The following is a 26,490-nucleotide window of genomic DNA, read 5'->3' as shown; positions in this document are numbered from 1 at the left end:
TGTTTCCCCCTTTGTTTAAATGAGCTCAAATACGCCGGCAGCGCCCATGCCGCCTCCGATGCACATCGTCACCACGCCGAATTGCTCGTTTCTCCGTTTCATTTCATGTATGAGTGACAGGGTCAGCTTCGTCCCCGTGCAGCCGAGCGGATGTCCGAGCGCGATAGCGCCCCCATTGACGTTCACCTTTTCTTCATCTATCCCCAGCGATCTGATGACTTGAATGGCCTGTGAAGCAAAGGCCTCATTCAATTCAAAAAGCCCGATATCCTGTAATTCGAGTCCGGCAAGCTTGAGCGCCCGCGGAATGGCTTCAATCGGACCGATCCCCATGACCTCAGGGGGAACGCCGCCTACGGCAAAGGAACGGAATTTGACTAGCGGCGCCAATCCGAGCGACGAAGCTTTTTCGCGATCCATCAGCATGACTGCCGCCGCGCCGTCACTCGTTTGTGAAGAGTTCCCCGCCGTCACGGTCCCCGTTTTAGAAAAAGCCGGACGGAGCTTTGCCAATACGTCAGCCGATGTGCCGGGACGCACGCCTTCATCTTGAGAAAAGGTAAATTGTTTTTTCCGCGGCTTATGGTCATCCCCGACTTCTGTCAGCGATACTTCAACCGGCACGATTTCGTCATTAAATTTTCCTTCTTTAAGGGCTTTCGCGGCATTCTGATGGCTGCGGACGGCAAACGCATCCTGGTCTTCTCTGGATACGCCGTACGTTTCGGCGACCTGCTCCGCCGTATGCCCCATGCTCATGTAATACTCAGGTGCATGCTCCGCCAAAGCGATATTCGGGCGGGTCACATGCCCCATCATCGGAACTTGTGACATGGATTCCGCACCGCCGGCGATGACGGTGTCGCCCGCGCCGAGCATAATTTTTTCCGCACCGTAAGCGATGGATTGGAGTCCGGAAGAGCAGTAGCGGTTCACCGTAATGGCCGGCACCGTATGAGGAAGCCCCGCCAGCGCACCGATATTCCGCGCCATATTTAATCCTTGTTCGGCTTCAGGTGTTGCACATCCGATAATTAAGTCATCGATGTTTCCTTCATAGCCGCCTGCCCGTTTCAGCGTTTCTTTCACACAAAGCGCGCCTAAATCATCAGGACGAACGGCTGCAAGCGACCCTTTTTTCGCTTTACCGACCGGAGTTCTTGCACCGGCCACAATGACTGCTTCTCTCATAAACACCCTCCTAGTTCCGTAAAGGTTTGCCTTTGACCAGCATATGCTGCATTCTTGCTTGAGATTTCGCCTCGCCAGCGAGGCTTAAAAAGGCTTCTCTTTCAATCTCGAGTAAATATTCTTCTGAAACCTCCGTGCCGAACGGGACTCTTCCTCCGGCAATGACATGGGCCAGCTTCTTCGCAATCTTCATATCATGATCTGATAAATAGCCGGATCTTCTCATTTGGTCTGCTCCGAGCAGTAATGCGGCACAGCCGGTTTCCCCGGTCACTTTTACTTTTTTGCGGGCAGGCGGGCGGTATCCGCTGTCATATAAATAAGCAGCCAGCTGTTTCGCATCATGCAGCAGGTGATCCTGATTCATGCTGACACGGTCTGCCGCAGACAAAATCTTCATATCACGGGCTTCGTGCGCCGAGCCGGACACCTTGGCAAGCGCAATTGTTTCGAAGGTTTTAATGGCCGCGTCCATCAGTTCACTTCCGCCGTTCAAGTAATTCATGTACAACTCTTTATTTCCTCCGCCGCCCGGAATAAGGCCGACGCCGGTTTCGACAAGACCCATGTACGATTCGCTCGCCGCCTGAACGCGTGCCGCCGGAAGACAGACTTCCGTTCCTCCGCCGAGTGTCATTCCAAACGGCGCCGCCACAACAGGTTTGGCGCTGTATTTGATGTTCAGCATCGTCTGCTGAAAACGGCGGATGACAAAATCGACTTCCATGAAGTTATCATCCTGAGCTTCCATTAAAATCATCGCAAGATTTGCTCCCGCGCAGAAATGTCTGCCTTGGTTTCCGATGACAAGACCTTTATAATTCCGCTCCGTTTCCTCAAGCGCATTGTCAATCATCTGAATAATGTCTAAGCCGATCGCGTTGCTTTTCGTATGAAATTCCAGCAAAGCGATATCATCGCCGAGATCAATCAGACTGGCGCCGCTGTTTTTGCTGATCACGCCCTTTGTTTCCTTTACCGCTTGCAGGCTGATCCGTTTCGGATTTTCTTTCACAGCCCTGTATTGGCCGTCTGAATAGTAAAATGGTCTTCCGTTTTCCTTCATATAAAATGTTTCATGGCCCTCGTCAAGCATTTCTTTCACCCAGCCGGGAAGTTCTGCGCCTTCTTGTTCAAGCCGCTCTGCTGATGTTCTGACACCGATGGCATCCCATATCTCAAACGGGCCGAGCTCCCAGCCGAAGCCCCATTTCATGGCGTCGTCAATCGCTTTGATATCATCAGCGATTTCACCTAAAAGCCGGGCTGAGTATAAGAGGGTTTGCGACGTGATATTCCAAAGCAGGCGGCCGGCGCGGTCATCAGAGTATATAAGCGCTTTCATTTTCCCTTTGGCACCCTTTGCCTGTTTGGCGGCTTCTAAAGCGGGTGTCTTCATTTTCGAGCGCTCGCCGTATGTCATGGTAAGCGGATCGAGCTCATATATTGTTTTACCTTCTTTTTTGTAAAAACCTTGGCCTGATTTGCTGCCCAGCCAATTGTTTTTCAGCATGTCATTCATAAATTCCGGCAGCTTAAACATGTCTTTTTCAGCACCGTCGGCTTTATCATAAACATTTTTTGCCACATGGGCGAATGTATCAAGCCCCACGACGTCAAGGGTTCTGAAGGTCGCGCTTTTCGGTCTGCCGATCAAAGGCCCGGTCACCGTGTCCACCTCGCCGATGCGGCAGCCGGAGGAAAGCATTTCCCTTACCGTGACCAACAGGCCGTACGTACCGATGCGGTTGGCGATAAAGTTAGGCGTGTCTTTTGCGATGACGACACCTTTTCCGAGTGTATTTTCGGCAAATGAAGTCATAAATTGCAATACATCAGGATCTGTTTCCTGAATCGGAATGATTTCCAGAAGCTTCAAGTAGCGGGCCGGATTAAAGAAATGGGTTCCTAAGAAATGAGCTTTAAAATCGGCAGATCTGCCTTCCGCCATTTTTGTGACGGAGATACCGGACGTATTGCTGGACACGATGCTTCCCGGTTTCCGGTATTCATCAACAAGTGAGAAAATCTGTTTTTTCACGTCAAGATTTTCGACGACGACTTCAATAATCCAATCAGCATCCTTCAACCCAGCCGCGTCATCTTCCAAATTCCCCGCCGTTATATAATCGAGATTGGCAGCTGAAGTCAGCGGCGCCGGTTTTTGCTTCAGCAGCTTTTGCATGGCCGATCGGCTCAGTCTGCTGCGGACCTCCGGGCTTTCTAATGTCAGCCCCTTTTTCACCTCATCCTTTGTCAGCTCGTTTGGCACAATATCAAGCAGCAGGACGGGAATTCCAATGTTAGCCAAGTGCGCGGCAATTCCGGACCCCATGACGCCTGACCCGAGAACGGCTGCTTTCTTTATAAACTTGTGCATGAGTCATCCCCCTTGAACTTTGAATGAATAGTCATTCATTTTTTCGGCAAAAAAAATGAAACCCTTTTCTTCTTTCATCTTAAAAGATTTTCAGGATGACTTCAATAGCAAATATGGAATTTTTTTAAATTTTTTGGCTTCCGCATGTTCCGTGCCGCAGGCGGGAAACTTAAACCCGGAGGTGAAGGGAATGGTGCGAGGGAGAAAAGATCCGTCTTCCGGCGCAGTGAGCGCGGCAAGCATGAAAGGAAATGCGGGACCGAAGCAAAAATACGGCGGCGGCAAGCGGACAAGCCAAAATCAGCAATATAAAAAAGACAACATGGAGTAACAGACTGCGGCTGCTTTTTTAAGGCAGCCGTTATTTTTTGAAGATTCCTTTCAGCACAAACGCCGCATTTGCCGGGCGCTCGGCAATTCTTCTCATCAGGTAGCCGTACCAATCGGTTCCGTACGGGACGTACACCCTCATCCTGTACCCTTCTTCAGCAAGCTTCTTCTGGCGCTCCGTTCTGATGCCGTACAGCATTTGGAATTCAAACTGCTCCCGGGGAATCTGATATTCGCTGATGAGTGTTTTCGTATACGAAATCATGTCGTCATCATGTGTCGCCACCGCTGTTTCATGCCCGCTCAAAAGCTGCAGCTTGATCAGCTGCTGGAAATGAAGATCGGTCCCTTTTTTATCAGGAAACGCAACGGACGCTGATTCTTTGTATGCGCCTTTTACAAGCCTGAGCCGCGGTTTGTATGGCATCAGGCTGCTGATGTCTTCAGCCGCGCGGTACAAATAAGCCTGAATGACGGTGCCGAGCATCGGAAAATCCGGTTTGCACCGCTTATACAGATCAAGCGTGCGGGCGCATCTGGAATAGTCCTCCATGTCAATCGTGACGGGGACGCGGTGTTCTTTTGCCTCCGTCAATATGTCTCTGATGTGCTGTTCGGCGAGATTCTCAGATATATCCAGACCGATGGATGTTAATTTCAGCGACAGCTCACAGTCCAATTGATTCTCGGCGATCGCCCTGATTGCTTTTTTACATTCTTCGGCCGTCCTTTTGGCATCCTTCCGGGACCCAGCATATTCACCTAGGTAATCTATCGAGGCCGACAGCCCGTTTTGGTTCAGCCGCTTCACCGTTTTTACTGCTTCTCGAAGTGTTTCCCCCGCAACGAATCTTCCCGCGCCGAAGCGGAGGCCGTAAGCCTGGGCGAATTTCGTAAGCATTTTATTTTTCGACAAAAATAAACATATGCTCCGCAGCAAGGGCGAACTCCCTCCTTTTTCTTTTATTCGTGTATGAAATCCCGGTCGCAGAGAAAGCTAAGAAGAACAGAATTGAAGGAGGCGTTTATATGAATAACCAGGAGCAGCACGGACATTTGCCGCCTGCCGTCATCTCAACGAAAGACCATTTGTATCTTGAAGACATGCTGAACTGGAATCTGCTTGCCATGAAAAAAGCGCATTTCATGGCGGAACACTGCCAGAATCAGACGTTAAAACAAGAGCTTGAACAAATAGGCCGGATGCACCACAAACATTATCAAAACATTTTGGGTCACCTGAATCCCGCTCAAGGCGGACAGACAACAACAGGCTATATGCAATAGGAGGACAATACATGGAACAGCAAAATCAAAAAATCACTAACCCGCAAACACCCGTGCCCAATACGGCGCAAATGAATGACCGAGACTTGGTGAATGAACTGCTGACGACGGAAAAGTATATCACGTCTTCATATTGCACAGCCCTGCACGAGTTCAGCCACGAGTCTCTTTATCAAGATATTCAGGCGATTTTCGATGAGTCACAAAAAGCGCAGAGAAGATTATACGATGTAATGTTTCAAAATGGCTGGTATTCCATTGAAGCGGCCGACACCCAAAAGCTTCAGCAATCGTATCAGAAGTTCCGGCAGACCATTCAGCAGCAGTCTCCCTACCAGCAGTAACATAAGAAAGGATTTGATGTTTTCACTAAGCATCAATCCTTTTTTTATTTTTGCACAAAAGGATTGACTTATCTTTAATCCTTATTTATATTTAACTAATGTTAATTATTTTCCCGAAGAACCAGATGAGGAGGAGTTATGAAAAACGCGGATCAATATGTGTCTGACATCCAAAAATCCCTTCAGACGCTGCTGCAAAACATACAGCCGGAAATGATGGAAAGCATGGCAAAACATGAGGTGACTCCTGCCCAATTATTTGTTTTAGCCAGCTTAAAAAAACAAGGGAGCTGCAAAGTTTCCGAAATTGCGGAGCGCATGGAAGTAAAGCCGAGCGCAGTGACGCTGATGGCCGACCGCCTTGAGCAAAAAGGACTGATCGTCCGCAAACATAATCAGCAGGACAGACGTGTCATCGACATCAGCCTTACCGAAAAAGGCGAGAAGAAATTCGAAGATGTCGTGGAAGGAAGAAAAGCGATATTAGCGCGAAACCTGTCCGTTCTGACTGACGATGAACTGATTCAGTCCGTGAACATCATCCGCAAAGTAGCGGAAGCCGCCGAGAAATACGCGGCTGACCAAAAAGAAAACGAATAGAAAAGAGGAGCTGCCGAAGCATGAGCATTGAACAGAAGGATCCAAAACGCACATTATTAATAACGGGCTTAATTATCGCTATGTTTTTCTCAGCCCTTGACGGCACGATCGTAGGAACGGCGATTCCTAAAATCGTGGGTGACCTCGGGGGATTAAGCATGATGACGTGGCTGACCACGGCATATCTTTTAACTTCGACGACGATCGTCCCGATTGCGGGGAAACTTGCAGATTTATTAGGGCGGCGCGTCGTATATGTATCAGGTTTATTGATTTTTATGGGAGCTTCCGCACTGTGCGGAATGGCCAGCAACATGACGGAACTGATTATTTTCCGCGGACTTCAGGGAATCGGCGGCGGTGTCATGATGCCGATGGCCATGATCGTCATCGGAGATTTGTTCACAGGGAAACAGCGTGCCAAGTTCCAAGGGCTTTTCGGGGCGATTTACGGGCTGGCTTCTGTTATCGGCCCGCAAATCGGGGGCTGGATTGTTGACTCTTTAAATTGGAAATGGGTTTTCTATATCAACCTGCCTGTCGGAATCTTAGCCGTCATCTTTATCGCAAGAGGACTTCAAGGCAGAAAACAGACCGGGCCGATTAACTTTGACATCGCCGGCATTTTCACAATGATCGTCGGAATCGTCAGCCTCCTGCTCGCACTCAGCTTCGGAGGAAAGGATTATGCATGGGGGTCTTGGCAGATTCTCGGTCTCTTTGCGCTTGCGCTTGTCGGGATTGTCGGATTCATTTTCGCTGAAATCAAAGCAAAAGAGCCGATTCTGCCGATGTACCTGTTTAAAAACAGAACGTTTACCGTACTGAATCTGATCGGGTTTTTCATGAGTATCGGCATGTTCGGCGCCGTTACGTTCGTTCCTTTCTTTATGCAGGGAATTATCGGAGTCAGCGCTACCGCGTCCGGAACGATTATGACACCGATGATGGTATCTATGATCATCACAAGTATTATCGGAGGCCAGCTGGTTTATAAGATCGGCATTAAACCGCAAATCATGATCGGCATGCTGATTATGGCCGTCGGCTTCTTCTTATTAACGACTTTGCAGCTGGATACAAGCAAGCTCGCGGCTACATGCTATATGGCCGTGATCGGTCTGGGAATGGGGCTCGTCATGCCGCTTCTCACACTCGCTCTGCAAGAAACGTTTTCAAAAGAAGAGCTGGGTGTGGTGACTTCATCAAGCCAATTTTTCCGGATGATCGGGGGAACGTTCGGCATTACGGTGCTCGGCGCTGTCATGAATGCCAGATCAGGAACCCTTCTAACCGACAGACTGGTGCCTTACTTAGATTCACTGCCGAAACAGGCAAGTGCCTTTGCCGACCAGTTTAAAGGCATGATTGACAAGAATCCTGAAGGGCTGCTTCAATCCTTGTTCAGCCAGGAATCGATTAAGCAGATTCCGGCGGCATTTTCTTCCCATATCGTGCCGGTTTTAAAAACGTCACTGATGGATTCGCTTCACAGCGTGTTTTTCACAGGTCTGGCCTTTATCGCTGCCGGATTAATCCTCACGCTGTTTGTTAAATCAATTAAACTGACTAACAAAAAAACAGGCAAACAAGAAGAAAAGGCGAAAGCCGTTTAATAGAGAAAAATCCCGCGGATCCCGCGGGATTTTTTTATATCATCTGGGCCTCTCCGTTTCCGAATGACCAGTCTTCCGCCGCATTGCCTTTAGAGGACGATAAACACATCTTCTTTTCTGACGCCCAGCTTTTCGTGCAGCCGGAGTACCTACCCCGCAACAAGTGAATAGGAAATGGGGGTAAAAACCCTAGTGATGGAACCCTTTAATAAACCTTAAACATTTCATCGTTATCTTTATAGTACGACATAATAAAGTCACGAAAATTTCTTACCGAAGAAGATAACAGCTTATGTCTCATCCAAGATAAGCCGACTGGATATGAAGCAGAGTGATCAGTCACTTTTATAAAATTCAGCCCCAATGTTCTGCAAACTGAAATAGGAAGCAACGCAACACCTCGATCCAGCTTTATAATCTCGACCAGTAAATGAGAATCCGCCTCAAATGCAATATTTGGGGTGAAACCAGCTTTCTCACAAAGCGAGGTTGTAAAACCTCTATACTCCTCATTATTAGCAAGGGTAATAAATGGTTCAGCGGCGACAAGACGTAAAGAAATTTCTGTTTTACCCGTAAATCGGTGGTTTGAGGGTAAAGCCAGAACAATATCTTCATTTACCAGCACACAACTCTCTATCTCTTCATCTTGAATCGGATGACCTGTTATTCCTAAATCAATGTCCCCTTTTTTTAAACTTGTGATGATCTCGCTTTTAACTCCGATTGCTTGGAGAATTTTTGATTGAGGAGAGCGGTTGATATATTCACTCATCAGTCCTGCAAGGAATCTTGGATTGGAAATAGATATTCTTATGGTGTCAGAAATTTGATGTTCCTTCAATTGAATTTCCGTTTGTGCATTTTCAATTTCAGTAAAAATCCTGTTTACATGTTTTAAAAGAATTTCCCCTGATGAACTCAGCTTAATATTTCTGCCTTTTCTATCAAACAAGGCTGTTCCCAGTTCATTCTCCAGTCTTTTTATAGTAAGACTTAAAGAAGGCTGGGCAATCTTTAAGTGTTCTGCTGCTTTAGAAATATGCTCAGTATAGGCAACTGTCTGAAAGTATTTTAGCTGCAGCAATTCCATCTGTCTGCATCCCCCTTATTTATTTCAATAAATATACATATACCTTATTATGTATTAGATTAAATGTAAATGCGGATGTAAGATAATAGCATAGTTAAAGAAAAGGAAAGGGTGTCATTCAATGAAAATTGATGTGAAAGATATAGCAAAAAATTTAAATACGCCGCTAACGGCTCCTGCTTATCCTATCCCAAATTATAAATTTGTTAACCGTGAATATTTAAATATTATTTACCGAACGGATGAAAAAGCGTTACGTGCGGCAGTGCCAGAACCTCTTGAAATTACTGAACCTTTAGTGAAATTCGAAGTGATGTGGATGCCCGATGTTTCCGGGCTTGGTGCCTATACAGAGGCAGGACAAGTCATCCCTGTCAGCTTTAATGGTGAAGAAGGGGATTATGTACATTCTATGTACGTAGACAATTTTCCAGCTATCGCAAGCGGACGGGAACTTACTGCATATCCAAAGAAATTGGGTGCCCCTAAGCTGTATATAGACTCTGATACTCTTGTCGGCACACTGGATTATGGCAGTCTTCGCGTGGCAACTGCGACTATGGGATATAAACATTTCGAAATGGACAAGGAAAAAGCGAAAAGGGAAATTTGCCGACCTAATTTTATGGTTAAGATGGCTACTGATTACAATGGTGATTTAAAGGTTTGTGATTTGGTGCGAACGCAAATAACGAATATAGAAGTTAAAGGTGCCTGGACTGGACCCGCGCGGCTTCAATTATTTGAACATGCTCTGGCACCTCTTGCAGACTTGCCTGTATTAGAAGTCGTTTCAGCATCTCATATCCTTACAGATTTAACCTTAAATGCTGCTCAGCCGGTTTATAACTACTTAGACGAAAAATAAGGAGACGTTTACATTGAGAATTGCAATTTTAGGAGCAGGTTCTTTAGGAACCATAGTGGGAGCATATCTGTCTGCTGGCGGAATGGATGTCGAATTGATTGATTCATACAAAGAACATGTAGATACTCTAAATCAAATAGGTGCTAAAGTAGTTGGTACAACGGAATTCCAAGCAAAGGTGAAAGCCATTACCCCTGAAAACAAGTCAGGCAAGTATGATTTAATATTACTTCTGACGAAACAATTATATAATGATTCGATTCTTAAAGAGTTACTGCCTTTTTTAAAGGATGACAGTGTTGTATGTTCCTTGCAAAACGGTATACCTGAACAGAAAGTTGCTTCGATCGTTGGTGATGAACGTGTTATTGCGGGTTCTGTTGAATTTGGTGCTACGTTTATTGAGCCAGGCGTATCCAGACTTACAACTGAGTATACTCAATTTAAAGAGTACGCTTTTCAAATTGGAGAATTAAATGGTGAAACAACAGAAAGAATCCAGCGTATTAAATCAGTTTTAGACCTTATCGGCGGAACACATATTTCCGATAATTTAGTTGGGACGAAGTGGTCAAAATTACTTATCAATAATGCATTCAGTGGTTTATCGGCAGCATTAGATGGAGAATACGGAGACATTCTTGACCATGAAATCGGCATTGTCAGCGCAGTTCATATCGCAGATGAGACGATTAAGGTTGGACACGCCAATGGTGTCAAATTTGCGAAAATGGGCGGCCTTGATTTAGAATCTTTGGAATTAAGAAGCGAAAATGATATTCCTGAACGGATCCAGACATTTAGGGCAGCCATGGCACCATCTAGGCTGCTAAGAGCAAGTATGCTGCAGGATCTTGAGAAGAAACGCAAAACTGAAATTGATTATATTAATGGAGTTATTCCCAAAATGGCAGAAGGTACTGGAATTTCAACACCTTTTAATGATTTGGTTGTAGCACAAGTCAAATGTGCCGAGGAATCTCAAACAGTGCCCAATTTTGATACAAATATAAAAGCATTTGAAGAGTTATTAAGTATCCGAAAAGAAATGTGATATATAGGAAAGAGAGAAAGGGATTGCTGCGGCGGTCCTTTTTTCTTGGTTCAACAAGCGGAAGAAATGTACGTAAACAAACGGGTGCGTTAGTTAAATTAAAGTTCTTCGCTATGAATTGAACGGCGCCTTTATTGATTCCTTTTCAGCAAAAAAAGCTTCCGGCACCTCTCTTTGATGCCGGAAGCTTTTTATTGTTTTTTTCTGTGCTCTTCATTGAGCTGTTTAATGTGCTGTATCGCAGCTTTGATGCCCTCTTTGGCGTCCGGGTAGGATTGGTTCCAATGCTTTACGAGCGGAGGCATGCTTTTTGCGATATGTGTATACAAAATCCATTGCCTGACTTCTTCCTTTAGTTCCGGGGTTGTTTCGCCAAGCAATAGTTCCGTATATTTTTCAAGCAGGCCGTCCAGCTGCTGCTGCAGTTTCTCTTCCATACCGTTCCCTTCCCTTTTTCATGATTATGACAATCGGGCGGTGAGAGCCGCTTCCTGCACGATGCATCTCCCGCGCCCGTGCGGAATGCAAAGCGGCGTGCCGAACAGCGGGTCCTGCGTGACTTGGCAGTTCATCGCAAATACCTGCTGCACAAGCTCGCAAGTGATGACTTCTTCGGGACGGCCCTCCGCGTAAATCTGTTTATCCTTTATGGCGACAAGATAATGAGCATAGCGGCATGCGAGATTAAGGTCGTGCAGCACCATGACGATGGTCCGTTTTTCTTTTTCATTTAGCTCAAACAGCAAATCAAGAATTTCAATTTGATGCGTCATGTCGAGATAGGTTGTCGGCTCGTCAAGCAGAATGATATCCGTATCCTGGGCGAGTGTCATCGCAATCCACGCGCGCTGGCGCTGTCCGCCTGACAAAGAATCCACCGTACGGTCGGCCATTTCCTCAAGCTTTGTCGCCTTCAGCGCTTTTGCCACTGCGTCTTCGTCCTCTTTGGACCATTGCTTCAGCCAGCTTTGATAAGGATATCGCCCCTGCTTTACAAGCTGATGCACGGTCAGGCCTTCGGGAGCTGACGGGCTTTGCGGCAAGATAGCCAGTTCTCTGGCGACTTCTTTCGTCGGCAGCTTAGCGATGGCTTTTCCTTCCAAAAGCACAGAACCGCCCCTCGGTTTCATCAGGCGCGCCAATGAACGTAAAAGCGTCGATTTTCCGCAGCCGTTACTTCCGATCAATACAGTGATTTCGCCTTTTGGAATCGCTACATCCAACTCGTCAATGATAACAGTCTCTCCGTACCCTAAGCTCAGCGTCTCTGTAGAAATTGCACTCATACCGCTAACCGCTCCTTTTTTGTATTTCCCAACACTATGTATATAAACAAATTGCCTGAACATTCAACGTGAGATCATGATTATATTGTAACAGAAATTAATGACTCTGAATATCATTATCAATTAGTTTTGGGCAAAAAAACAGCGGACCGCGGTTATTTCTTGATTTCCGTCATTTCTCCGTCGCTTTTTTCCAGTTTCAAATAAAAATGGTCATAATGGCTGTCTAAATTAAAAGCAGAGAGCACCTGCCTGACGACTTCGCTTTCCTGCATCCGGCTGTTTACGGCAAGTTCTCCGAGGATCATCTTCATTTCATCAAGCGCTTCCTCGCCCTCTCTGTGAACACCTGAAAGCTTGTCCTGGATGTCAGCCGTTTCACGACCGCCTTTTCTTTCATACAAACCTTCATAGCGGTTATGCTCTCCGGCTCCGTAGTTGACGCGAAGGGAAAAGCTGCTGTAAGGAACCGGCTTCGCGGATGATACGGGCGTGCTGTCTTGTTCCGCATTCCGTTTTTCTTCATTCAATCGGCAGCCGGCAATCAGCATCAGCGCCAGACATAAAACACCCGCCGTCCTGATCCATTTCATGCGATTCACTCCCATTCCATTCCGATCGTTTTTAGGTATTTCCAAGGGAGGCGGCTGTCATTCATCGAACAAAAAAGAACCGGAGCTGTTTATCGCTCCGGCCGGTTCCTCTCTATATCATCATTCAGTCAGCTCTAAAAATTCCTGTACATCCCGTACCGCAAGGCGGACCGCGTCCTCCCAAAACGATCGTTCCGTCAGATCCGCTCCAAGGTGCTTCATCGCCAAATCCTCAACGGTCATCGAAGCCGTGTCACACAAAAGCGCGATATATTTTTCTTCAAAATCCGCATTCTCCCGAAGAGCTCTTGCGTATATTCCAAGCGAAAATAAATAACCGAACGTATACGGAAAATTGTAGAACGGCACTCCCGTAATATGAAAATGAAGTTTTGACGCCCAGAAATGCGGGTGGTATTCCCCTAATGAATCGCAAAACGCTTCTTTCTGCGCCGCTTCCATCAGTTCATTCAATTTATCAGCCGGAACGACGCCATGCTTCCGCTCTTCATAAAACCGCGTTTCAAATAAAAATCTCGCATGAATATTCATAAACATGGCTACGCTTCTTTGAATTTTATCTTCAAGCAGGAACAGCTTTTCTTCTTTTGTCTCCGCTTGTTTCAAAGCGGCGTCGGCGACGATCATTTCCGCAAAAGTCGAGGCTGTTTCAGCGACATTCATGGCGTAGGCTCTGTTCAGCTGCCGCACTTGAAGCATGGCCTCCTGATGAAACGCGTGTCCAAGCTCATGCGCAAGCGTTGATACATTTGAAGCGCTTCCTGAAAACGTCATGAAAATACGGGATTCTCCGCTGTCGGGAAAGCTGGTGCAAAAACCGCCGACCCGTTTGCCGCTGCGGTCTTCCGCTTCAATCCACCGATCGCGGAACGCTTTTTCCGTAAATGCGGACAGTTTTTTGCCAAATGTGGAAAATTGGGTGACGATCAGATTGGCCGCTTCATCATATGTGTATTTTTTCGGCGCCTCGCCGATCGGCGCATTCACATCATACCAATTCAGGCGCTCAAGCCCTAAAAGAGACGCCTTTCGATTCAGGTATTCGGCAAAGGGTTTTTTATGATCGGTGATGACCTGCCACATGACATCCAGTGTTTCTTTTTTCATCCGGTTGATCGCAAGCGGCTCTTCCAAGGCGCTTTCCCAGCCCCGCGCTTTATACATTTCCGTTCGGAAGCCGGCCAGATGATTCAGCGTGCTGCCAAACAGCTCCTCTTCTCCCTTCCAGGCTTCGTTAAGCTCTTTAAATACTTGCCGCCTGGTGCCGCGGTCCGGATGCGCCATCATGTTTTCCGCTTGGCCGACTGACAGCTCTTTATCCTCAAACGGAATCTTCATTCTGCCGACAGCCGCATTATACAGGTCGCCCCATGCGTGATAGCCGTCAACGGAAAGACCTTCAATCAGTCTCTCCTCTTGTGCGCTGAGCTTTTCTCTGATCCGGTCTCTTCTTTCATTTAAAACGTATGTGAGGTCCTGAAGTTCCGGTTTTTGCAGCAGTTCCTCCCAGACCCGCTCGTCAATCCGGGCAAGTGTATCATCAAGCGTGACCAGAGCGGATTTAAAATCACTGCTCAGCTGATTGATCCGCGCCCTCCACTCATTCGCTTTCTGGTCATCAGTGTTCTGAGCCTGAAGACAGCCGACGAACGCTCCCGCCTGTCTGATCATGATCGCCGACCGTTCAAACCGATCAATCAGATTGACCAGCTCCCCGCCTTCATCAGCATGAGACGGAACTGTAAACGCCTCTGCCTCTTTTTGAAAAGCGCTGAGCTGCTGTTTGAGCTCTTGTATGTATTGCTGAAAATCTTCCGACCTGCTCCCGCCCTCAAAAATGGAGTTTAAATCCCATGTTTCCTTCAATCCCTCTAATGCCATCTTTTTCATTACCCCTTTCTGTCCGAAGCTGATTCCATTATAAAATAATTCTGACATATTTCCGAACGATTTCTCCTTCTCACCGCTAAATGTTATACACTAACATATAAGAACAAACGGGGAGGAATATGAGTTGAACAGAAAAATTGCCATTGTAACCGGCGCGACAAGCGGATTCGGTCTGCTGACAGCGCTGAAGCTCGCCCGGTCTTATCATGTCATCGCAACAGCGAGACAGCCGGAGAAAGCTGAAACATTGAAAGAGGCGGCCGCCCAAGCGGGTGTATCCGGTCATATTACGATCGCTTCTTTAGATGTTACAAATGAGCAGTCGGTGTCTGACTTCGGCAACACCATCAGCGGTTTCGGACCGGTTGATGTGCTTGTGAACAACGCCGGCACTGCGTATGGGGGATTTATTGCAGATGTACCGATGGAACATTACAGACAGCAGTTTGACACGAATGTATTCGGCCTGATTCATGTCACAAAAACCGTGCTCCCTTATATGAGAAAACACGGCGGAGCGAAAATCATCAACATCAGCAGCATCAGCGGACTGACCGCCTTTCCTGCTCTTTCTCCGTACACTTCTTCCAAATTCGCGATTGAAGGGTTTACAGAGTGTCTGCGTCTTGAGCTTCTGCCTTTAGGAATTAATGCCGCTTTAATAGAACCGGGCTCCTATAAAACGTCTATTTGGGAGACGTCTCTCTCCAATCATCTTACGGCACCTGGAAAAGATTCGCCTTATTACCGCTATTATCAGCAAATTGAAGCTTACGTCAAAGCGAGCGCATCCAAAAGCGGCGATCCCAATGACGTGGCGGAGCTGATTTATCAATTGGCACAGACGAAACGCCTGAAGAAACTGCGGTATCCGATCGGCAGGGGCATTAAGCTGACATTGGCTTGCCGCTCACTCTTCTCTTGGCCCGTCTGGGAATCGATCATAAAGAAAAAGCTGTTCAAGGAAATCTAAATTATAATTATTATAATTTAGTATTGATTTTTATTTGATACGTGATATAATTAAATTAACAGATCACAGGGAGGACGATAAATATGAATACACAAAACGCGAAAAAAACTGAAAATCTAGTTGAGAAATCAATGAACACCCAATTATCAAACTGGTTTATCCTTTACTCTAAGCTGCACCGCTTCCATTGGTATGTAAAAGGCCCTCACTTCTTTACGCTGCATGAAAAGTTTGAAGAACTGTATAACGAAGCGGCAGAAACGGCAGATGCCATCGCAGAGCGTCTTCTGGCCATCGGCGGACAGCCCGCGGCGACTTTTCACAGCTATCTTGAACAAGCTTCCATTACGGATGAAGGACAGGAAAAGACGGCTTCTGAAATGGTGGAATCACTCGTTCAAGACTACAAACAGATCAGCCGCGAATCAAAATTTGTCATCGGCATCGCCGAGGAACAAAATGACCCGTCAACAGCCGATTTGTTTGTCGGATTAGTTGAAGAAGCGGACAAGCATGTGTGGATGCTGTCAGCCTACTTAGGAGAATGACGAAAAAAGCTGAACCTCAGGCGGAGGTTCAGCTTTTTTTATGCGTTCAGCTTGCGCTTTCAGTTTGTTTCGTTAATGTGATGTTCAGCGTCTTTTTGCTGCCGCCTCTGAGAACTTGAACAGTCGTTTTATCGCCGATTTTCAGCTGGTTATACAGAATCTGTCTGATATCGGCGCTGCTGCCGACATCTTTGCCGTTCAATTTTACGATGACGTCATTTGATTTGATGCCCGCTTTCGCAGCCGGTGAGCCGGACTGCACTTCTTTTACGTAAACGCCCTTAGACAGCTGGTCGCCGAACAATCCGAGTGTGTTTTCCTGATAGGTTTCCGGCACTTGCGACATATCAATCATCTGCACGCCTAAAAACGGACGCTCGACTTTTCCTTTTGCAAGCAGCTGGTCGACAATCGGTTCCACATCGTTGCTCGGAATGGCGAAGCCGAGTGATTCCACGCCGTTTTCACTGACTTTCATGCTGTTGATTCCGATGACCTGGCCGCTGGAGTTGATTAACGGCCCTCCGCTGTTACCGGGATTAATCGCCGCATCCGTCTGAATCACGTTCATTTCCACCGTGCCTTGGGAAGTGTCGGCGTCTACCGTTCTGTTCAATCCGCTGATCACACCTTGTGTGACGGTGCCGGAAAACTGCTGGCCGAGCGGGTTGCCGATGGCGATTACCTTATCGGCAATGCGCAGCTGTGAAGAATCGCCGAAGCTGGCCGCTTTTTTGACATTGGACGAGCTGATTTCCAGTACGGCCAGGTCACTGATGGCATCCTTTCCGACAAGCTTTGCCGTTTCGGTTTTCCCGTTATAAAGAGTGACCGACAGCTTGTTTGCTCCTTCTACGACATGGTTGTTTGTGATGATGTACGCTTTTTGGCCGTCTTTTTTGAAAATGACGCCTGACCCCGTGCCGCTCTCCGTTTCAGAGCTTGAACCGCCGTCAAGTCCGAATTGGCCGCTTTGCGACGCTTGATAGTTGGACACTCCGACAATCGCAGGCTCCAAATCTTCTACCATATCTGCCACACTTGAGGTATTTTTCAAAGGCGTTGACGTAAAATTCGCAGACTGAACTTGTTTCGCCGTATCAGAAACAGATTCTGCCTTATGCTGCTCACCCGGCAGATTCGGCACAATGCCAAGCACGAGGCCGCCGCCGATAATGCCGCCTAAAATCGGGCTCAGCCAAGCGGCTCTCCGTTTTTTTTCTTTTTTCACGGCAGCCGTTTTTTCAAATTCCGTACCGGCGGCCGCCTCTTTTTCCGCTTCTTTCGAGACGGGGCCTTCAAGCAGCTCGGGCTCCTGATGGCTGATCCGCTGCTGTTCATTGCCGTTTTGCTCCGTATGTGAAAGATCTGACTGATCGCGGCTGATGCCGTCATCTCGCTGATCGTTCATATTCACGCACACTCCTTCAGTATGTTCTCATTCTATTCATTACATATTCATCGCATGTACAAGTTCTATTGTCCCAATAATAAGGAGAAAAGCAAAGCTCCAAAACAAAATGTGTTTGAACATGTTATCTTCCCCGCTTTTTTTCTTCCTTTCTTCCCTTATACACATCATAAACAAACATTGTGGGATAAAAATGAAAAGAATATGTGAAATTATGAAAATGCGGCCTGAGTGTGTTAAAACTAGTATAATGACGTTGAAAGGATGTGAACTGCCTTGTCATACACCATTTATCTAGTTGAAGATGAGGACAATCTGAATGAACTGCTCACAAAATATTTAGAGAATGAAGGCTGGAACATTACATCTTTCACAAAAGGCGAAGAAGCCAGAAAGCAAATGCAGCCGTCTCCCCATCTGTGGATTCTTGACATCATGCTGCCGGATACGGACGGCTATACATTGATAAAAGAAATAAAAGAAAAAGATCCCGATGTGCCGGTCATTTTCATTTCCGCCCGGGATGCCGATATTGACAGAGTTCTCGGGTTAGAGCTTGGAAGCAATGATTATATCGCCAAGCCTTTTTTGCCGAGAGAGCTCATTATACGGGTTCAAAAACTGCTGGAGCTTGTGTATAAAGAACAGCCCGCTCCCAAAAAAACCGGCCTCACCGTTTCCTCCTACAATGTGATCGAAGATGCCAGAGAGGTTTATGATGAAACCGGCAGCCTGGTCAATTTGACGTCTAAGGAATTTGATCTGCTGCTTTTATTTCTTCACCATAAAGGACACCCCTTTTCCAGGGAAGATATCCTGCTGAAAATATGGGGCCATGACTATTTCGGCACTGACCGGGTGGTCGATGATCTTGTGCGGAGGCTGCGGAAAAAAATGCCCGGCTTAAAGGTTGAAACCATTTACGGATTCGGCTACAGGATGATGACGTCATGAAAAATAAGCCGCTTGCTTTTCAAATATGGGTGGTCATCTCAGGCATCCTTTTAGCCATCTCGATTCTGCTGCTCGTGCTGTTCTCAAATACGCTGCGGGATTTTTTCACGGATGAAACGTACACGACCATTGAAAATGAACAGCATGTGCTGACGGAGTACCGGCTGCCCGGGTCGATCGAGCGGGGATATTACAGTGAGGACGCGACCGCTCCGACGACTTTCCGATCCGTTCAGCACGTTCTTTTGCCGGAGCGGGAGGAATCGGCGAGCGACAAAGATTTAAACTACTTTTCTTCTTCCTTTATCCATAAGGTGTACAAGCTCGCGGGCCGCCAGCACAGCGTCACGAAACGATACAGCGCGGACATCGGCGGGGAAAAAGTGTTTTTCGTCATTAAAAAAGGCCTCACCATTAACGGTCAGGATGCGATGATGCTGTCATATGCGCTTGATTCTTACCGTGATGATCTGTCATACACCCTGTTTAAGCAGCTGCTCTTTATCATTGCCGGCGTCATTTTGTTAAGCTGGATTCCGGCGATTTGGCTTGCCAAATATCTCTCGCGTCCGCTCGTCTCCTTAGAGAAGCATGTCAAACGGATTTCCGAACAGGACTGGGATGATCCGGTCATCGTCGACAGAAAAGATGAAATCGGAAAATTAGGCCACACCATTGAAGACATGCGGAGCAAGCTGGTGCAAAAGGATGAAACGGAAAGAACGCTCCTGCAAAATATCTCTCATGATTTAAAAACGCCTGTCATGGTGATAAGGGGCTATACTCAATCAATAAAGGACGGGATTTTTCCTAAGGGGGACCTGAAAAACACAATTGATGTCATTGAAGGCGAAGCAGAAAAGCTTGAGAAGAAAATTAAGGATTTATTATATTTAACGAAGCTTGATTATTTAATGAAGCAGCGGGTGCACCATGAGACATTTGACCTTGTGAAGGTCACGGAAGAAGTCATTGAGCGGCTCAAATGGGCCCGGAAGGAATTATCGTGGACCGTTGAAACAGAAGATGTATTGATGATGCCCGGTGATCCGGAACAATGGGGCAAGCTCCTCGAAAACATTCTTGAAAATCAAATCCGCTATGCAGAAACGGCGATTCACATTCGGATCAGCCAAAATCAGCAGCAGATTGTCATGACGGTTAAAAATGACGGGCCTCCGATTGAGGATGAGATGCTATCCAGCTTGTACGAGCCTTTTAATAAAGGGAAGAAAGGCGAGTTCGGCATAGGACTCAGCATCGTAAAACGGATTTTAACCCTGCATAAAGCATCAATTTCAATTGAAAATGATCAATCGGGTGTAATCTATCAGATTATCATACCAAAGTAGACTGTAGTGTTTCATTGCAGTCTTTTTTTATGTGAAGGAGTAGCCGTTAAAATCTCTGTAGTTTGTTTTCAGCGGTTTTTGGCATTGATGAACCCATTTCTTTTCACAAATCGTCTTTTTCGGATATTTCACCTTTTCGACTTTAATTCCTCTGTTTCGCAAGCGGCTGATCATTTCATCTAATTCTTTCATTTTCAGATTCACCCTTTCGCCAGAACTTTGACCATTCGGTCAGCTCACTTTATAATATAAATAAAACAAAACAAAAAAACAAGTTACAATCAGGTTAAATTTACAGAATATCAATATGACCATATAGTCACACACGTGAAGCATAAGCCAGCCTCCTGGCTCCGAAAGGGTGGAACCATTGAAGGAAAAAGAAAAGCTGATTATTGAAGCAGCAATTAAACTGTTTGCCCGAAAAGGGTACAAATCAACATCGGTTCAGGAAATCGCCGATGAATGCAAAATCTCAAAAGGCGCTTTTTATCTTCACTTTCCTTCCAAAGAAGCACTGCTTCTGTCCATGCTGAATTACTACTATGATAAAACGTTTACCCGAATCACGACGATCCAAACGGAGGGTGACAGCCCGAGAGCCGCTTATCAAAAACAGCTTGCGGTGTTTTATGAATCGATTCTCGCCCATAAAGATTTTATTACCGTGCAGATGAAAGACGGTTCACTTCCTTATACCGAAGAAGTGGCCCAGTGCGGAAAGAGAATCCGCCGGTCGATCCTGCAGTTTCATATCGACAGTCTTCTTGCTATTTACGGAGAAAAAGCCGAACCATACACCGCCGAGCTTTGTTTTTTAATAGAAGGAATCAGTCAGATGTATCTTGAATATCTCATTCTGACCGGCCGGTCTGTACAGCCTGCGCTTCTCGCAAATACCGTGATTCACAGAATTGATGACATCGTAAACGGAATGGCGGACAGACATGATGAAGCGTTAATTTCTCTTGATGAGGCAAGCTCACTGTTTGGGCCCCTTCATAACGGGAAGCCCGATCCTTTAAGCCAATCAATCTTGCAGACCCTCCGTGCGCACATCAGCACGATGGAAAAGCCGCAAGCATCTGAATACACCGAGAGCTTGGATATTCTTGAAGCGGAAATGAAGAAAAAGTCGCCGAAACCGGCAATCATCAAAGGAATGATTCTGAATTTGAAGGAATCCGGCCTGCTGGCTGAAGATGCAGAACAGCTCAGATTTTTACTGAAACAGCAGTTTATTTAGAAGAACGGCCGCAATGACTGCAGCCGTTCTTTCTGTTTATGCTTTCGGGTGCACCATATCTTCCGGACGCACCATTTCATTAAATTGTTCTTCTGTCAGAAGGTTCAGCTGTAATGCCGCTTCTTTCAGCGTCAGGCCTTCTTTATGGGCAAGCTTGGCGATTTTTGCCGCGTTTTCATAACCGATGTGCGGGTTAAGCGCCGTGACAAGCATTAATGAGTTAGAAAGATTTTCCTGAATGGTTTCCTGGTTCGGCTCAATACCGACAGCGCATTTGTCATGGAAGGAATTCATTCCGTCACTGAGAAGCTGCACTGTCTGCAGGAAGTTATAAATGATAACCGGCTTGAAGACGTTCAGCTCGAAGTTTCCTTGGCTGGCCGCAAATCCGATTGTCGCGTCATTTCCCATCACTTGCGCGGCGATCATTGTCAGCGCCTCACTTTGCGTCGGGTTGACTTTGCCCGGCATGATAGAGCTTCCCGGCTCATTTTCAGGAATGACGATTTCGCCGATTCCGCAGCGCGGGCCGCTTGCCAGCCATCTGACATCGTTGGCAATCTTCATCAGGTCGGCAGCCAATGCTTTTAACGCGCCGTGAACGTGAGTGATTTCATCATGGCTTGTCAGCGCATGGAATTTGTTAGGCGAGCTTTTGAACGTCTGCCCCGTTACTTTTGTGATTTCTTCCGCGACGAATTCACCGAACTGCGGGTGGGCGTTGATTCCGGTACCGACTGCCGTGCCGCCGATGGCAAGCGCGCGGATTTTTTCCGTTGACTCAAGAATCATTTCTTTAGAACGGTCAAGCATGTATACCCAGCCGCTGATTTCCTGTCCGAGTGTCAGCGGAGTCGCGTCCTGCAAATGCGTGCGTCCGATTTTCACAATGTCTTGATACGCTTTTGCTTTTTCGTCAAGTGTCGCGCGCAGCTGATCAAGTGCCGGAACGAGCTGCTCATATACGGCAAGGACCGCCGCAACATGCATCGCCGTCGGGAATGTATCGTTTGAGCTTTGGCTGCGGTTGACGTCATCATTCGGATGAATCTTCAGATCAGAATTTTTTTCTTTCAATAAAGCAGTCGCGCGGTTGGCCACCACTTCGTTCATATTCATGTTGCTTTGTGTGCCGCTTCCCGTCTGCCAGACAACGAGCGGAAAGTTATCGTCATATTTGCCGTTTAATACGTCATCACATACAGCGGCAATCGCTTGTGCTTTTTCAGACTCTAAATTGCCAAGGCGTTCGTTAGCGATCGCCGTGCTTCTTTTTAAAATTGCAAACGCCTTCACAACACGCTGAGGCATTTTTTCTGAACCGATTTTGAAGTTCTCTTTGCTGCGCTGTGTCTGAGCGCCCCAAAATTTATCTGCCGGAACTTTAACTTCTCCCATGGTGTCTTTTTCAATTCTGTAGTCCATTTATGTATCCCTCCATAACAGTTGCTTCACCCTGAGTATTATTCGCCAGTAACCGATGAAACCCTTTTTATTTTTCGGTCTTGGCCGTTTTTAATTTCAGCTCAAGATAGACGCGCGAATCCTTAGAGTATTTGTACTTCGGATTTGTTTTTCGGTATTCCTTCGACGTGTAAGCCACTTCGTAATGGGCTTCAAATGATTTGATGAGCTGTTCTATTTCTTCGGCATTTCCTGCCAGTCTGACTTGTGCCACATCTCTCCTCCGCTTTCATAAAAAAACTTGTACCATTAATTACTTTATCATAGTATATCATTTTTTTAACAGGAAAAGATAACCTCAATTAAGGAATGGAGGGCGGGTGACAGTTGATGGCGCAATCGGAATTCAAGGAATACATACACATAAACCTGGCTATGGTGCTGCCCCACCTAGAGCCGAACGATGACCTGGTTCAAAATAAAAAGATGCTTCCGAACGGGCTTGTTTTTTATTATATGTATCTGAGTGAAATGAACGATGAAGACAAAATAAAAGAAGCGATTGAAACGCTGCTGCAGGGAGAAGACACCCTGACGCTGGAGGCAGTGACGAAGCGTCTTGATCAGATTGACGCCCGTCCCGTCACTGCGGCGAAAGAAGCCGTCACTTCCATTCTGCGGGGGAAATGCGCCGTGTTTATTAACGGCCTTGATAACGTATACATTCTTTCCACGGGAAAAAGAGAAAAAAGAAGCGTGACAGAACCTACCTCCGAAAAGGTTGTAAGAGGGCCTAAGGTCGCTTTCATAGAGGATTCTGATACAAACGTCGCCATGATCAGGCAGCGGACGAACCATCCGAAGCTGAAAACGAAAAAGGTTCCGCTCGGAGAAAGCAAGTTAAAATACGCCACTGTCATGTACATAGATGATGAGGCTGACCCGTCTGTCGTCAGCGATGTTTTAAAACGCCTCAGCGAAGTGAAGCTGGACGACATTCAGGATTCCGGGACGCTTGAAGAGCTTATTGAGGATAATAAGTATTCGCCGTTTCCGCAAATACAAAATACGGAACGTCCTGATAAAGTCTCCTCCGCCTTGTTTAACGGCCGCGTCGCCATCCTTGTCGACAACTCACCGTTTGCGCTGGTGGTTCCGGCTTCTTTAGGAATGTTAATGCAGTCTCCCGACGATTATTATGAACGGTGGATTTCCGCCTCGCTCATTCGGGCGCTGCGGTTTACGTCTATTTTTATCACACTGTTTTTTTCAGCCATTTATATCGCCCTCGTCTCGTTTCACCAAGGGCTTCTGCCGACGCCGCTTGCAGTCACTATCTCGGCGAACAGAGAAAACGTTCCCTTTCCGCCCATCATTGAAGCAATGGTGATGGAAATTACGATAGAACTGCTGAGAGAAGCGGGTTTGAGGCTCCCTAACCCGCTCGGCCAGACGATCGGATTGGTGGGCGGAGTCGTCATCGGCCAGGCGGCCGTTGAAGCGAATATTGTCAGCTCCATCATGGTCATCGTGGTCAGCATTGTCGCGCTCGCTTCATTCACGGTGCCGCAGTACGGAATGGGGCTTTCATTCCGTGTGCTCCGTTTCATTTCAATGTTTGCTGCGGCAGCATTCGGGCTGTACGGCATGATTTTATTTATGCTGGCGATATACACCCATTTATCGAGACAGCGAAGCTTCGGTTCTCCATATTTCTCGCCGAATGGGTTTTTCAGCTTAAAAAACGCAAGCGATTCCATTCTCCGTCTCCCTATTAAAAATCAACCAAAAGAGGCGAAAAACGTAAATGAGCCAGAAAACAACTCACAATAAACTTACAAGCTATCAAGGGACGGCATTGATTGCCAACACGATGCTCGGGGCGGGGCTCCTCACCATGCCGCGGTCGCTGTCAGCGAGGGCAAATTCGCCGGACGGCTGGATCGCATTATGTCTGGAAGGCGTCATCTTTATCTTTTTGATTTATCTCAATACGCTCATTATGAAAAAGCATCAATACGGATCGTTTTTTGATTATATGAATGAAGGTCTCGGCAAATGGGCGGGCAATATCGTCAACCTGGTGATCTGTCTCTATTTTATAGGAGTCGCCAGCTTCGAAGCCCGTGCGATGGCGGAAATGGTCAAGTTCTTTTTATTGGAAAAAACCCCCGTGCCGGTCATGCTGATTATCTTTATCGCCTGTTCCGTTTATTTGATTATCGGCGGCATGAGTGATATCGGCAGGCTCTTTCCTTTCTATTTAATGATTACGATTATTATTTTGCTGACGGTGTTTTCCTTCAGCTTTAAAATATTTGATATAGACAACTTGCGGCCGGTGCTCGGCCAGGGATTTTCTCCCGTTATGGCCTCTTTGACCGTCGTTTCTGTTTCCTTCTTGGGCATTGAAATTATGCTGTTTCTCCCAGAGTACCTTAAAAATAAACAGCACACATTCCGCATGTCGGCCATTGGCTTTGGCATCCCGATTATTTTATACATCATTACCTACGTGCTCGTCGTCGGCGCCTTAACCACCCAGGATGTCAAAACAATGATCTGGCCTACGATCGCGCTCTTTCAATCATTTGAAATCAAAGGGCTTTTTATCGAACGGTTCGAGTCCTTTTTACTTGTTGTCTGGATTATCCAATTTTTCGCCACCTATGTATCGTACGGATATTTCGCGACATCTGGCCTTCATAAAATTTTCGGGCTGAAGCAGAAAAAAGGCATCATCTTCGTAGGGATTGCGACATTCTTGGGGTCATTGATGCCAAAGGACGCGAACAAGCTGATGATGTTCAGTGATATTCTCGGCTATATCTTCTTAGGTTTCTTTTTGCTGCCTTTACTGATGTTTGCAGTCGTCGCTGTGAAAAGGAAGGTGAAAAAAGCGCAATGAAGAAATACATCGTAATCTTTCTTTGCTCATTGCTTTTGACGGGGTGCTGGGATAGCCGTAATATAGAAGACTTGAGCCTCGTTATCGGAGTCGGGCTCGATAAACCTGAGGAAGAAAACGTGGAAGTGACGCAGCAGATTCTGATTCCGCAAAAAGCTAGTTCCCAGCAGTCGACATCAAGCAATCCGACAAAGGTGACTTCCACTTCCGGGGAAACCGTTCACCAAGCCTTAAGGACGGCATCGTTAAAAAATCACCCCGCTTTCTCCCAGCACTTGCGCATCATGCTGTTTTCCGAAGCGCTGTTAAAGGACAACATCCCGTTTGACGCATTAATGAACCAGTTTGTCAGGGACAACGGAACGAGAAGAAGCTGCAATGTGATGACGGTGCCGGATAAAACGAAAGATATTTTCAATGTCAGCGACCAGGGGGAGCCTGCGTCAAATACCATCTATGACTTAACGGAAAATAATGCCGTCACCATCCGGATGATGGAGCCTGTGACATTGGGGGAAATATCCGAGAGAATCGCCAAGGGCGAAACCTTTGCCCTTCCTCAAGTGCGCAAAGTGGGCAGCAGACTGGAAATCTGGGGCGCTACCATTATAAAAAATAAATTCTGGTATGCGAATTTAACGCCTTTACAAGTCCAGAATATGAACCTGTTCACAGGGACGGTAAAAGGGGGCGTCACGTTTGCAAAGCATGACAATTATTATTTATCCTTCGAGGTATTTTCAAGCAAATATGATGTAAAAACACAATATAAAAACGGAAAATTCAAGTTTATCGTCACCCGGTTTGTTGAAGGCCGCCTGTCTGAGGATTGGAACCCGAAAGAAGATTCCTTCAAGGAGTCCTATATAAATGAAATCAAAAACGCGGTAAAACGAAGCATCCATTCGGATGTCATGACATTCATCGATTATCTGCAGCATGATTTAAAAGTGGATATTACCGGGTTAGGCGACCAGGTCCGCATTCATTACCCCGATAAGTGGCAAAAGGTGGCCTCTGACTGGGACCGTCATTTCAGTGAATCAGATATTGAATACAAAGTCAAAGTCGCCGTCAGAGATTTCGGAACAAAAGGAATGTCCCAATGACCTGTCCTGCGGGGAGAGTGTGCATAGCGCCG

Annotated in this window: 26 protein-coding genes and 2 pseudogenes; 15 read left to right on the top strand and 13 right to left on the bottom strand. The window is 46.6% G+C overall.

All coding sequences use genetic code 11. The features are described 5' to 3' along the window. Window positions 1–15: 15 nt before the first annotated feature. Window positions 16–1,191: an acetyl-CoA C-acetyltransferase gene (locus ICW23_RS10590; RefSeq protein ID WP_188154479.1), complete on the bottom strand. Its 1,176-nt coding sequence runs from the start codon at window positions 1,189–1,191 to the stop codon at window positions 16–18. Between the two features lie 10 nt (window positions 1,192–1,201). Then, the gene (locus tag ICW23_RS10585) at window positions 1,202–3,571 is read right to left on the bottom strand and encodes a 3-hydroxyacyl-CoA dehydrogenase/enoyl-CoA hydratase family protein (protein ID WP_188154478.1); all 2,370 of its coding nucleotides are present in this window, start codon (window positions 3,569–3,571) and stop codon (window positions 1,202–1,204) included. 190 nt (window positions 3,572–3,761) lie between these two features. Here ICW23_RS10585 and ICW23_RS10580 point away from each other — a divergent pair, with 190 nt between their 5' ends. Then, entirely contained in the window at window positions 3,762–3,902 is a 141-nt protein-coding gene (locus tag ICW23_RS10580) for a YuzL family protein (RefSeq protein WP_076982541.1), read from the top strand. 30 nt (window positions 3,903–3,932) lie between these two features. Here ICW23_RS10580 and ICW23_RS10575 read toward each other — a convergent pair whose 3' ends face one another. After that, window positions 3,933–4,841, bottom strand: coding sequence for a proline dehydrogenase family protein (locus tag ICW23_RS10575; protein ID WP_016937997.1), 909 nt, complete (start codon window positions 4,839–4,841; stop codon window positions 3,933–3,935). Between the two features lie 89 nt (window positions 4,842–4,930). Here ICW23_RS10575 and ICW23_RS10570 point away from each other — a divergent pair, with 89 nt between their 5' ends. From ICW23_RS10570 to ICW23_RS10555, 4 genes are all read left to right on the top strand, one after another. Further along, window positions 4,931–5,188, top strand: a complete 258-nt coding sequence (locus ICW23_RS10570; RefSeq protein WP_016937996.1) for a hypothetical protein — start codon at window positions 4,931–4,933, stop codon at window positions 5,186–5,188. A gap of 11 nt (window positions 5,189–5,199) precedes the next feature. Continuing rightward, on the top strand, window positions 5,200–5,532 hold the full coding sequence (locus ICW23_RS10565) for a spore coat protein (RefSeq protein WP_047477613.1): 333 nt from the start codon (window positions 5,200–5,202) through the stop codon (window positions 5,530–5,532). Between the two features lie 138 nt (window positions 5,533–5,670). Further along, a complete protein-coding gene (locus tag ICW23_RS10560) occupies window positions 5,671–6,132 on the top strand; it encodes a MarR family winged helix-turn-helix transcriptional regulator (RefSeq protein ID WP_045926003.1) in 462 nt (153 codons plus the stop codon). A gap of 20 nt (window positions 6,133–6,152) precedes the next feature. Continuing rightward, a complete protein-coding gene (locus tag ICW23_RS10555) occupies window positions 6,153–7,748 on the top strand; it encodes an MDR family MFS transporter (protein WP_016937993.1) in 1,596 nt (531 codons plus the stop codon). Window positions 7,749–7,782: 34 nt separating this feature from the next. Here ICW23_RS10555 and ICW23_RS10550 read toward each other — a convergent pair. Continuing rightward, window positions 7,783–7,891, bottom strand: a pseudogene (locus ICW23_RS10550) (tautomerase family protein); the annotation flags it as partial. A 62-nt stretch (window positions 7,892–7,953) separates the two neighbouring features. Then, window positions 7,954–8,841: a LysR family transcriptional regulator gene (locus tag ICW23_RS10545; RefSeq protein WP_188154477.1), complete on the bottom strand. Its 888-nt coding sequence runs from the start codon at window positions 8,839–8,841 to the stop codon at window positions 7,954–7,956. A 121-nt stretch (window positions 8,842–8,962) separates the two neighbouring features. Here ICW23_RS10545 and ICW23_RS10540 point away from each other — a divergent pair, with 121 nt between their 5' ends. Next, window positions 8,963–9,709, top strand: a complete 747-nt coding sequence (locus tag ICW23_RS10540) for an acetoacetate decarboxylase (RefSeq protein WP_188154476.1) — start codon at window positions 8,963–8,965, stop codon at window positions 9,707–9,709. Window positions 9,710–9,722: 13 nt separating this feature from the next. Further along, entirely contained in the window at window positions 9,723–10,763 is a 1,041-nt protein-coding gene (locus ICW23_RS10535) for a ketopantoate reductase family protein (RefSeq protein WP_064778640.1), read from the top strand. 191 nt (window positions 10,764–10,954) lie between these two features. Here the strand turns inward: ICW23_RS10535 and ICW23_RS10530 are convergent. The 4 genes and pseudogenes from ICW23_RS10530 to ICW23_RS10515 form a co-directional block, all read right to left on the bottom strand. Next, window positions 10,955–11,222, bottom strand: a pseudogene (locus ICW23_RS10530) (YusU family protein). A 2-nt stretch (window positions 11,223–11,224) separates the two neighbouring features. Beyond that, window positions 11,225–12,049 (bottom strand): ABC transporter ATP-binding protein, encoded by an 825-nt coding sequence (locus tag ICW23_RS10525; protein ID WP_016937987.1) that lies wholly within the window; start codon window positions 12,047–12,049, stop codon window positions 11,225–11,227. Between the two features lie 155 nt (window positions 12,050–12,204). Next, window positions 12,205–12,642 (bottom strand): YusW family protein, encoded by a 438-nt coding sequence (locus ICW23_RS10520; protein WP_188154475.1) that lies wholly within the window; start codon window positions 12,640–12,642, stop codon window positions 12,205–12,207. A gap of 120 nt (window positions 12,643–12,762) precedes the next feature. Further along, complete coding sequence (locus tag ICW23_RS10515; RefSeq protein ID WP_188154534.1) at window positions 12,763–14,544, bottom strand: M3 family oligoendopeptidase; 1,782 nt, start codon at window positions 14,542–14,544, stop codon at window positions 12,763–12,765. Between the two features lie 133 nt (window positions 14,545–14,677). On the opposite strand from ICW23_RS10515, the gene ICW23_RS10510 reads away from it, so the two are divergent. Together ICW23_RS10510 and ICW23_RS10505 are read left to right on the top strand one after the other, a co-directional pair. Beyond that, window positions 14,678–15,526, top strand: coding sequence for an oxidoreductase (locus tag ICW23_RS10510; RefSeq protein WP_188154474.1), 849 nt, complete (start codon window positions 14,678–14,680; stop codon window positions 15,524–15,526). Window positions 15,527–15,609: 83 nt separating this feature from the next. Then, window positions 15,610–16,074, top strand: a complete 465-nt coding sequence (locus ICW23_RS10505) for a Dps family protein (RefSeq protein WP_016937983.1) — start codon at window positions 15,610–15,612, stop codon at window positions 16,072–16,074. A gap of 46 nt (window positions 16,075–16,120) precedes the next feature. On the opposite strand, the gene ICW23_RS10500 is transcribed toward ICW23_RS10505, so the two are convergent. After that, window positions 16,121–17,485, bottom strand: coding sequence for a S1C family serine protease (locus ICW23_RS10500; protein WP_064778638.1), 1,365 nt, complete (start codon window positions 17,483–17,485; stop codon window positions 16,121–16,123). A gap of 276 nt (window positions 17,486–17,761) precedes the next feature. On the opposite strand from ICW23_RS10500, the gene cssR reads away from it, so the two are divergent. Then, the gene (gene cssR / locus ICW23_RS10495; RefSeq protein WP_045925993.1) at window positions 17,762–18,439 is read left to right on the top strand and encodes a two-component system response regulator CssR; all 678 of its coding nucleotides are present in this window, start codon (window positions 17,762–17,764) and stop codon (window positions 18,437–18,439) included. Beyond that, a complete protein-coding gene (cssS, locus tag ICW23_RS10490) occupies window positions 18,436–19,791 on the top strand; it encodes a two-component system sensor histidine kinase CssS (protein WP_188154473.1) in 1,356 nt (451 codons plus the stop codon). Before cssR ends, cssS begins: the two co-directional genes overlap by 4 nt. A gap of 27 nt (window positions 19,792–19,818) precedes the next feature. Here cssS and spxO read toward each other — a convergent pair whose 3' ends face one another. Beyond that, window positions 19,819–19,983: an anti-adapter protein SpxO gene (gene spxO, locus ICW23_RS10485; RefSeq protein ID WP_007410067.1), complete on the bottom strand. Its 165-nt coding sequence runs from the start codon at window positions 19,981–19,983 to the stop codon at window positions 19,819–19,821. A 178-nt stretch (window positions 19,984–20,161) separates the two neighbouring features. Here spxO and ICW23_RS10480 point away from each other — a divergent pair, with 178 nt between their 5' ends. Continuing rightward, window positions 20,162–21,037 (top strand): TetR/AcrR family transcriptional regulator, encoded by an 876-nt coding sequence (locus ICW23_RS10480; protein ID WP_188154472.1) that lies wholly within the window; start codon window positions 20,162–20,164, stop codon window positions 21,035–21,037. 36 nt (window positions 21,038–21,073) lie between these two features. Here the strand turns inward: ICW23_RS10480 and fumC are convergent, their stop codons facing one another. Together fumC and ICW23_RS10470 are read right to left on the bottom strand one after the other, a co-directional pair. Continuing rightward, a complete protein-coding gene (gene fumC, locus ICW23_RS10475; RefSeq protein WP_045925990.1) occupies window positions 21,074–22,462 on the bottom strand; it encodes a class II fumarate hydratase in 1,389 nt (462 codons plus the stop codon). Between the two features lie 67 nt (window positions 22,463–22,529). Continuing rightward, on the bottom strand, window positions 22,530–22,715 hold the full coding sequence (locus ICW23_RS10470; protein WP_016937977.1) for a YvzF family protein: 186 nt from the start codon (window positions 22,713–22,715) through the stop codon (window positions 22,530–22,532). A 116-nt stretch (window positions 22,716–22,831) separates the two neighbouring features. Here ICW23_RS10470 and gerAA point away from each other — a divergent pair, with 116 nt between their 5' ends. Genes gerAA through ICW23_RS10455 form a run of 3 tightly spaced genes read left to right on the top strand, consistent with a single transcriptional unit; the run spans window position 22,832 to window position 26,458 of the window. After that, window positions 22,832–24,274, top strand: a complete 1,443-nt coding sequence (gerAA, locus tag ICW23_RS10465) for a spore germination receptor protein GerAA (RefSeq protein ID WP_045925989.1) — start codon at window positions 22,832–22,834, stop codon at window positions 24,272–24,274. Further along, window positions 24,249–25,349, top strand: a complete 1,101-nt coding sequence (locus ICW23_RS10460) for a spore germination protein (protein WP_016937975.1) — start codon at window positions 24,249–24,251, stop codon at window positions 25,347–25,349. The genes gerAA and ICW23_RS10460 overlap by 26 nt, the downstream gene beginning before the upstream one ends. Continuing rightward, the gene (locus ICW23_RS10455; protein ID WP_016937974.1) at window positions 25,346–26,458 is read left to right on the top strand and encodes a Ger(x)C family spore germination protein; all 1,113 of its coding nucleotides are present in this window, start codon (window positions 25,346–25,348) and stop codon (window positions 26,456–26,458) included. Before ICW23_RS10460 ends, ICW23_RS10455 begins: the two co-directional genes overlap by 4 nt. Window positions 26,459–26,490 lie beyond the last annotated feature (32 nt).

Source organism: Bacillus sp. 1021 (assembly GCF_014534735.1).
Lineage (GTDB): Bacteria > Bacillota > Bacilli > Bacillales > Bacillaceae > Bacillus > Bacillus siamensis.
Note: the sequence above shows the minus strand (reverse complement) of the source record. Positions and strands in the feature narration are given on the sequence as shown.

What these genes read in the sequence shown, in the direction of transcription:
- ICW23_RS10525 (WP_016937987.1), bottom strand. Translation starts at nt 12,049, where the DNA reads ATGAGTGCAATTTCTACAGAGACGCTGAGCTTAGGGTACGGAGAGACT.
- cssS (WP_188154473.1), top strand. Translation starts at nt 18,436, where the DNA reads ATGAAAAATAAGCCGCTTGCTTTTCAAATATGGGTGGTCATCTCAGGC.
- ICW23_RS10500 (WP_064778638.1), bottom strand. Translation starts at nt 17,485, where the DNA reads ATGAACGATCAGCGAGATGACGGCATCAGCCGCGATCAGTCAGATCTT.
- gerAA (WP_045925989.1), top strand. Translation starts at nt 22,832, where the DNA reads ATGGCGCAATCGGAATTCAAGGAATACATACACATAAACCTGGCTATG.
- ICW23_RS10565 (WP_047477613.1), top strand. Translation starts at nt 5,200, where the DNA reads ATGGAACAGCAAAATCAAAAAATCACTAACCCGCAAACACCCGTGCCC.
- ICW23_RS10560 (WP_045926003.1), top strand. Translation starts at nt 5,671, where the DNA reads ATGAAAAACGCGGATCAATATGTGTCTGACATCCAAAAATCCCTTCAG.
- ICW23_RS10460 (WP_016937975.1), top strand. Translation starts at nt 24,249, where the DNA reads ATGAGCCAGAAAACAACTCACAATAAACTTACAAGCTATCAAGGGACG.
- ICW23_RS10590 (WP_188154479.1), bottom strand. Translation starts at nt 1,191, where the DNA reads ATGAGAGAAGCAGTCATTGTGGCCGGTGCAAGAACTCCGGTCGGTAAA.
- ICW23_RS10505 (WP_016937983.1), top strand. Translation starts at nt 15,610, where the DNA reads ATGAATACACAAAACGCGAAAAAAACTGAAAATCTAGTTGAGAAATCA.
- ICW23_RS10540 (WP_188154476.1), top strand. Translation starts at nt 8,963, where the DNA reads ATGAAAATTGATGTGAAAGATATAGCAAAAAATTTAAATACGCCGCTA.
- ICW23_RS10545 (WP_188154477.1), bottom strand. Translation starts at nt 8,841, where the DNA reads ATGGAATTGCTGCAGCTAAAATACTTTCAGACAGTTGCCTATACTGAG.
- ICW23_RS10515 (WP_188154534.1), bottom strand. Translation starts at nt 14,544, where the DNA reads ATGGCATTAGAGGGATTGAAGGAAACATGGGATTTAAACTCCATTTTT.
- ICW23_RS10570 (WP_016937996.1), top strand. Translation starts at nt 4,931, where the DNA reads ATGAATAACCAGGAGCAGCACGGACATTTGCCGCCTGCCGTCATCTCA.
- ICW23_RS10585 (WP_188154478.1), bottom strand. Translation starts at nt 3,571, where the DNA reads ATGCACAAGTTTATAAAGAAAGCAGCCGTTCTCGGGTCAGGCGTCATG.
- ICW23_RS10520 (WP_188154475.1), bottom strand. Translation starts at nt 12,642, where the DNA reads ATGAAATGGATCAGGACGGCGGGTGTTTTATGTCTGGCGCTGATGCTG.
- ICW23_RS10455 (WP_016937974.1), top strand. Translation starts at nt 25,346, where the DNA reads ATGAAGAAATACATCGTAATCTTTCTTTGCTCATTGCTTTTGACGGGG.
- ICW23_RS10555 (WP_016937993.1), top strand. Translation starts at nt 6,153, where the DNA reads ATGAGCATTGAACAGAAGGATCCAAAACGCACATTATTAATAACGGGC.
- fumC (WP_045925990.1), bottom strand. Translation starts at nt 22,462, where the DNA reads ATGGACTACAGAATTGAAAAAGACACCATGGGAGAAGTTAAAGTTCCG.
- ICW23_RS10580 (WP_076982541.1), top strand. Translation starts at nt 3,762, where the DNA reads ATGGTGCGAGGGAGAAAAGATCCGTCTTCCGGCGCAGTGAGCGCGGCA.
- spxO (WP_007410067.1), bottom strand. Translation starts at nt 19,983, where the DNA reads ATGAAAGAATTAGATGAAATGATCAGCCGCTTGCGAAACAGAGGAATT.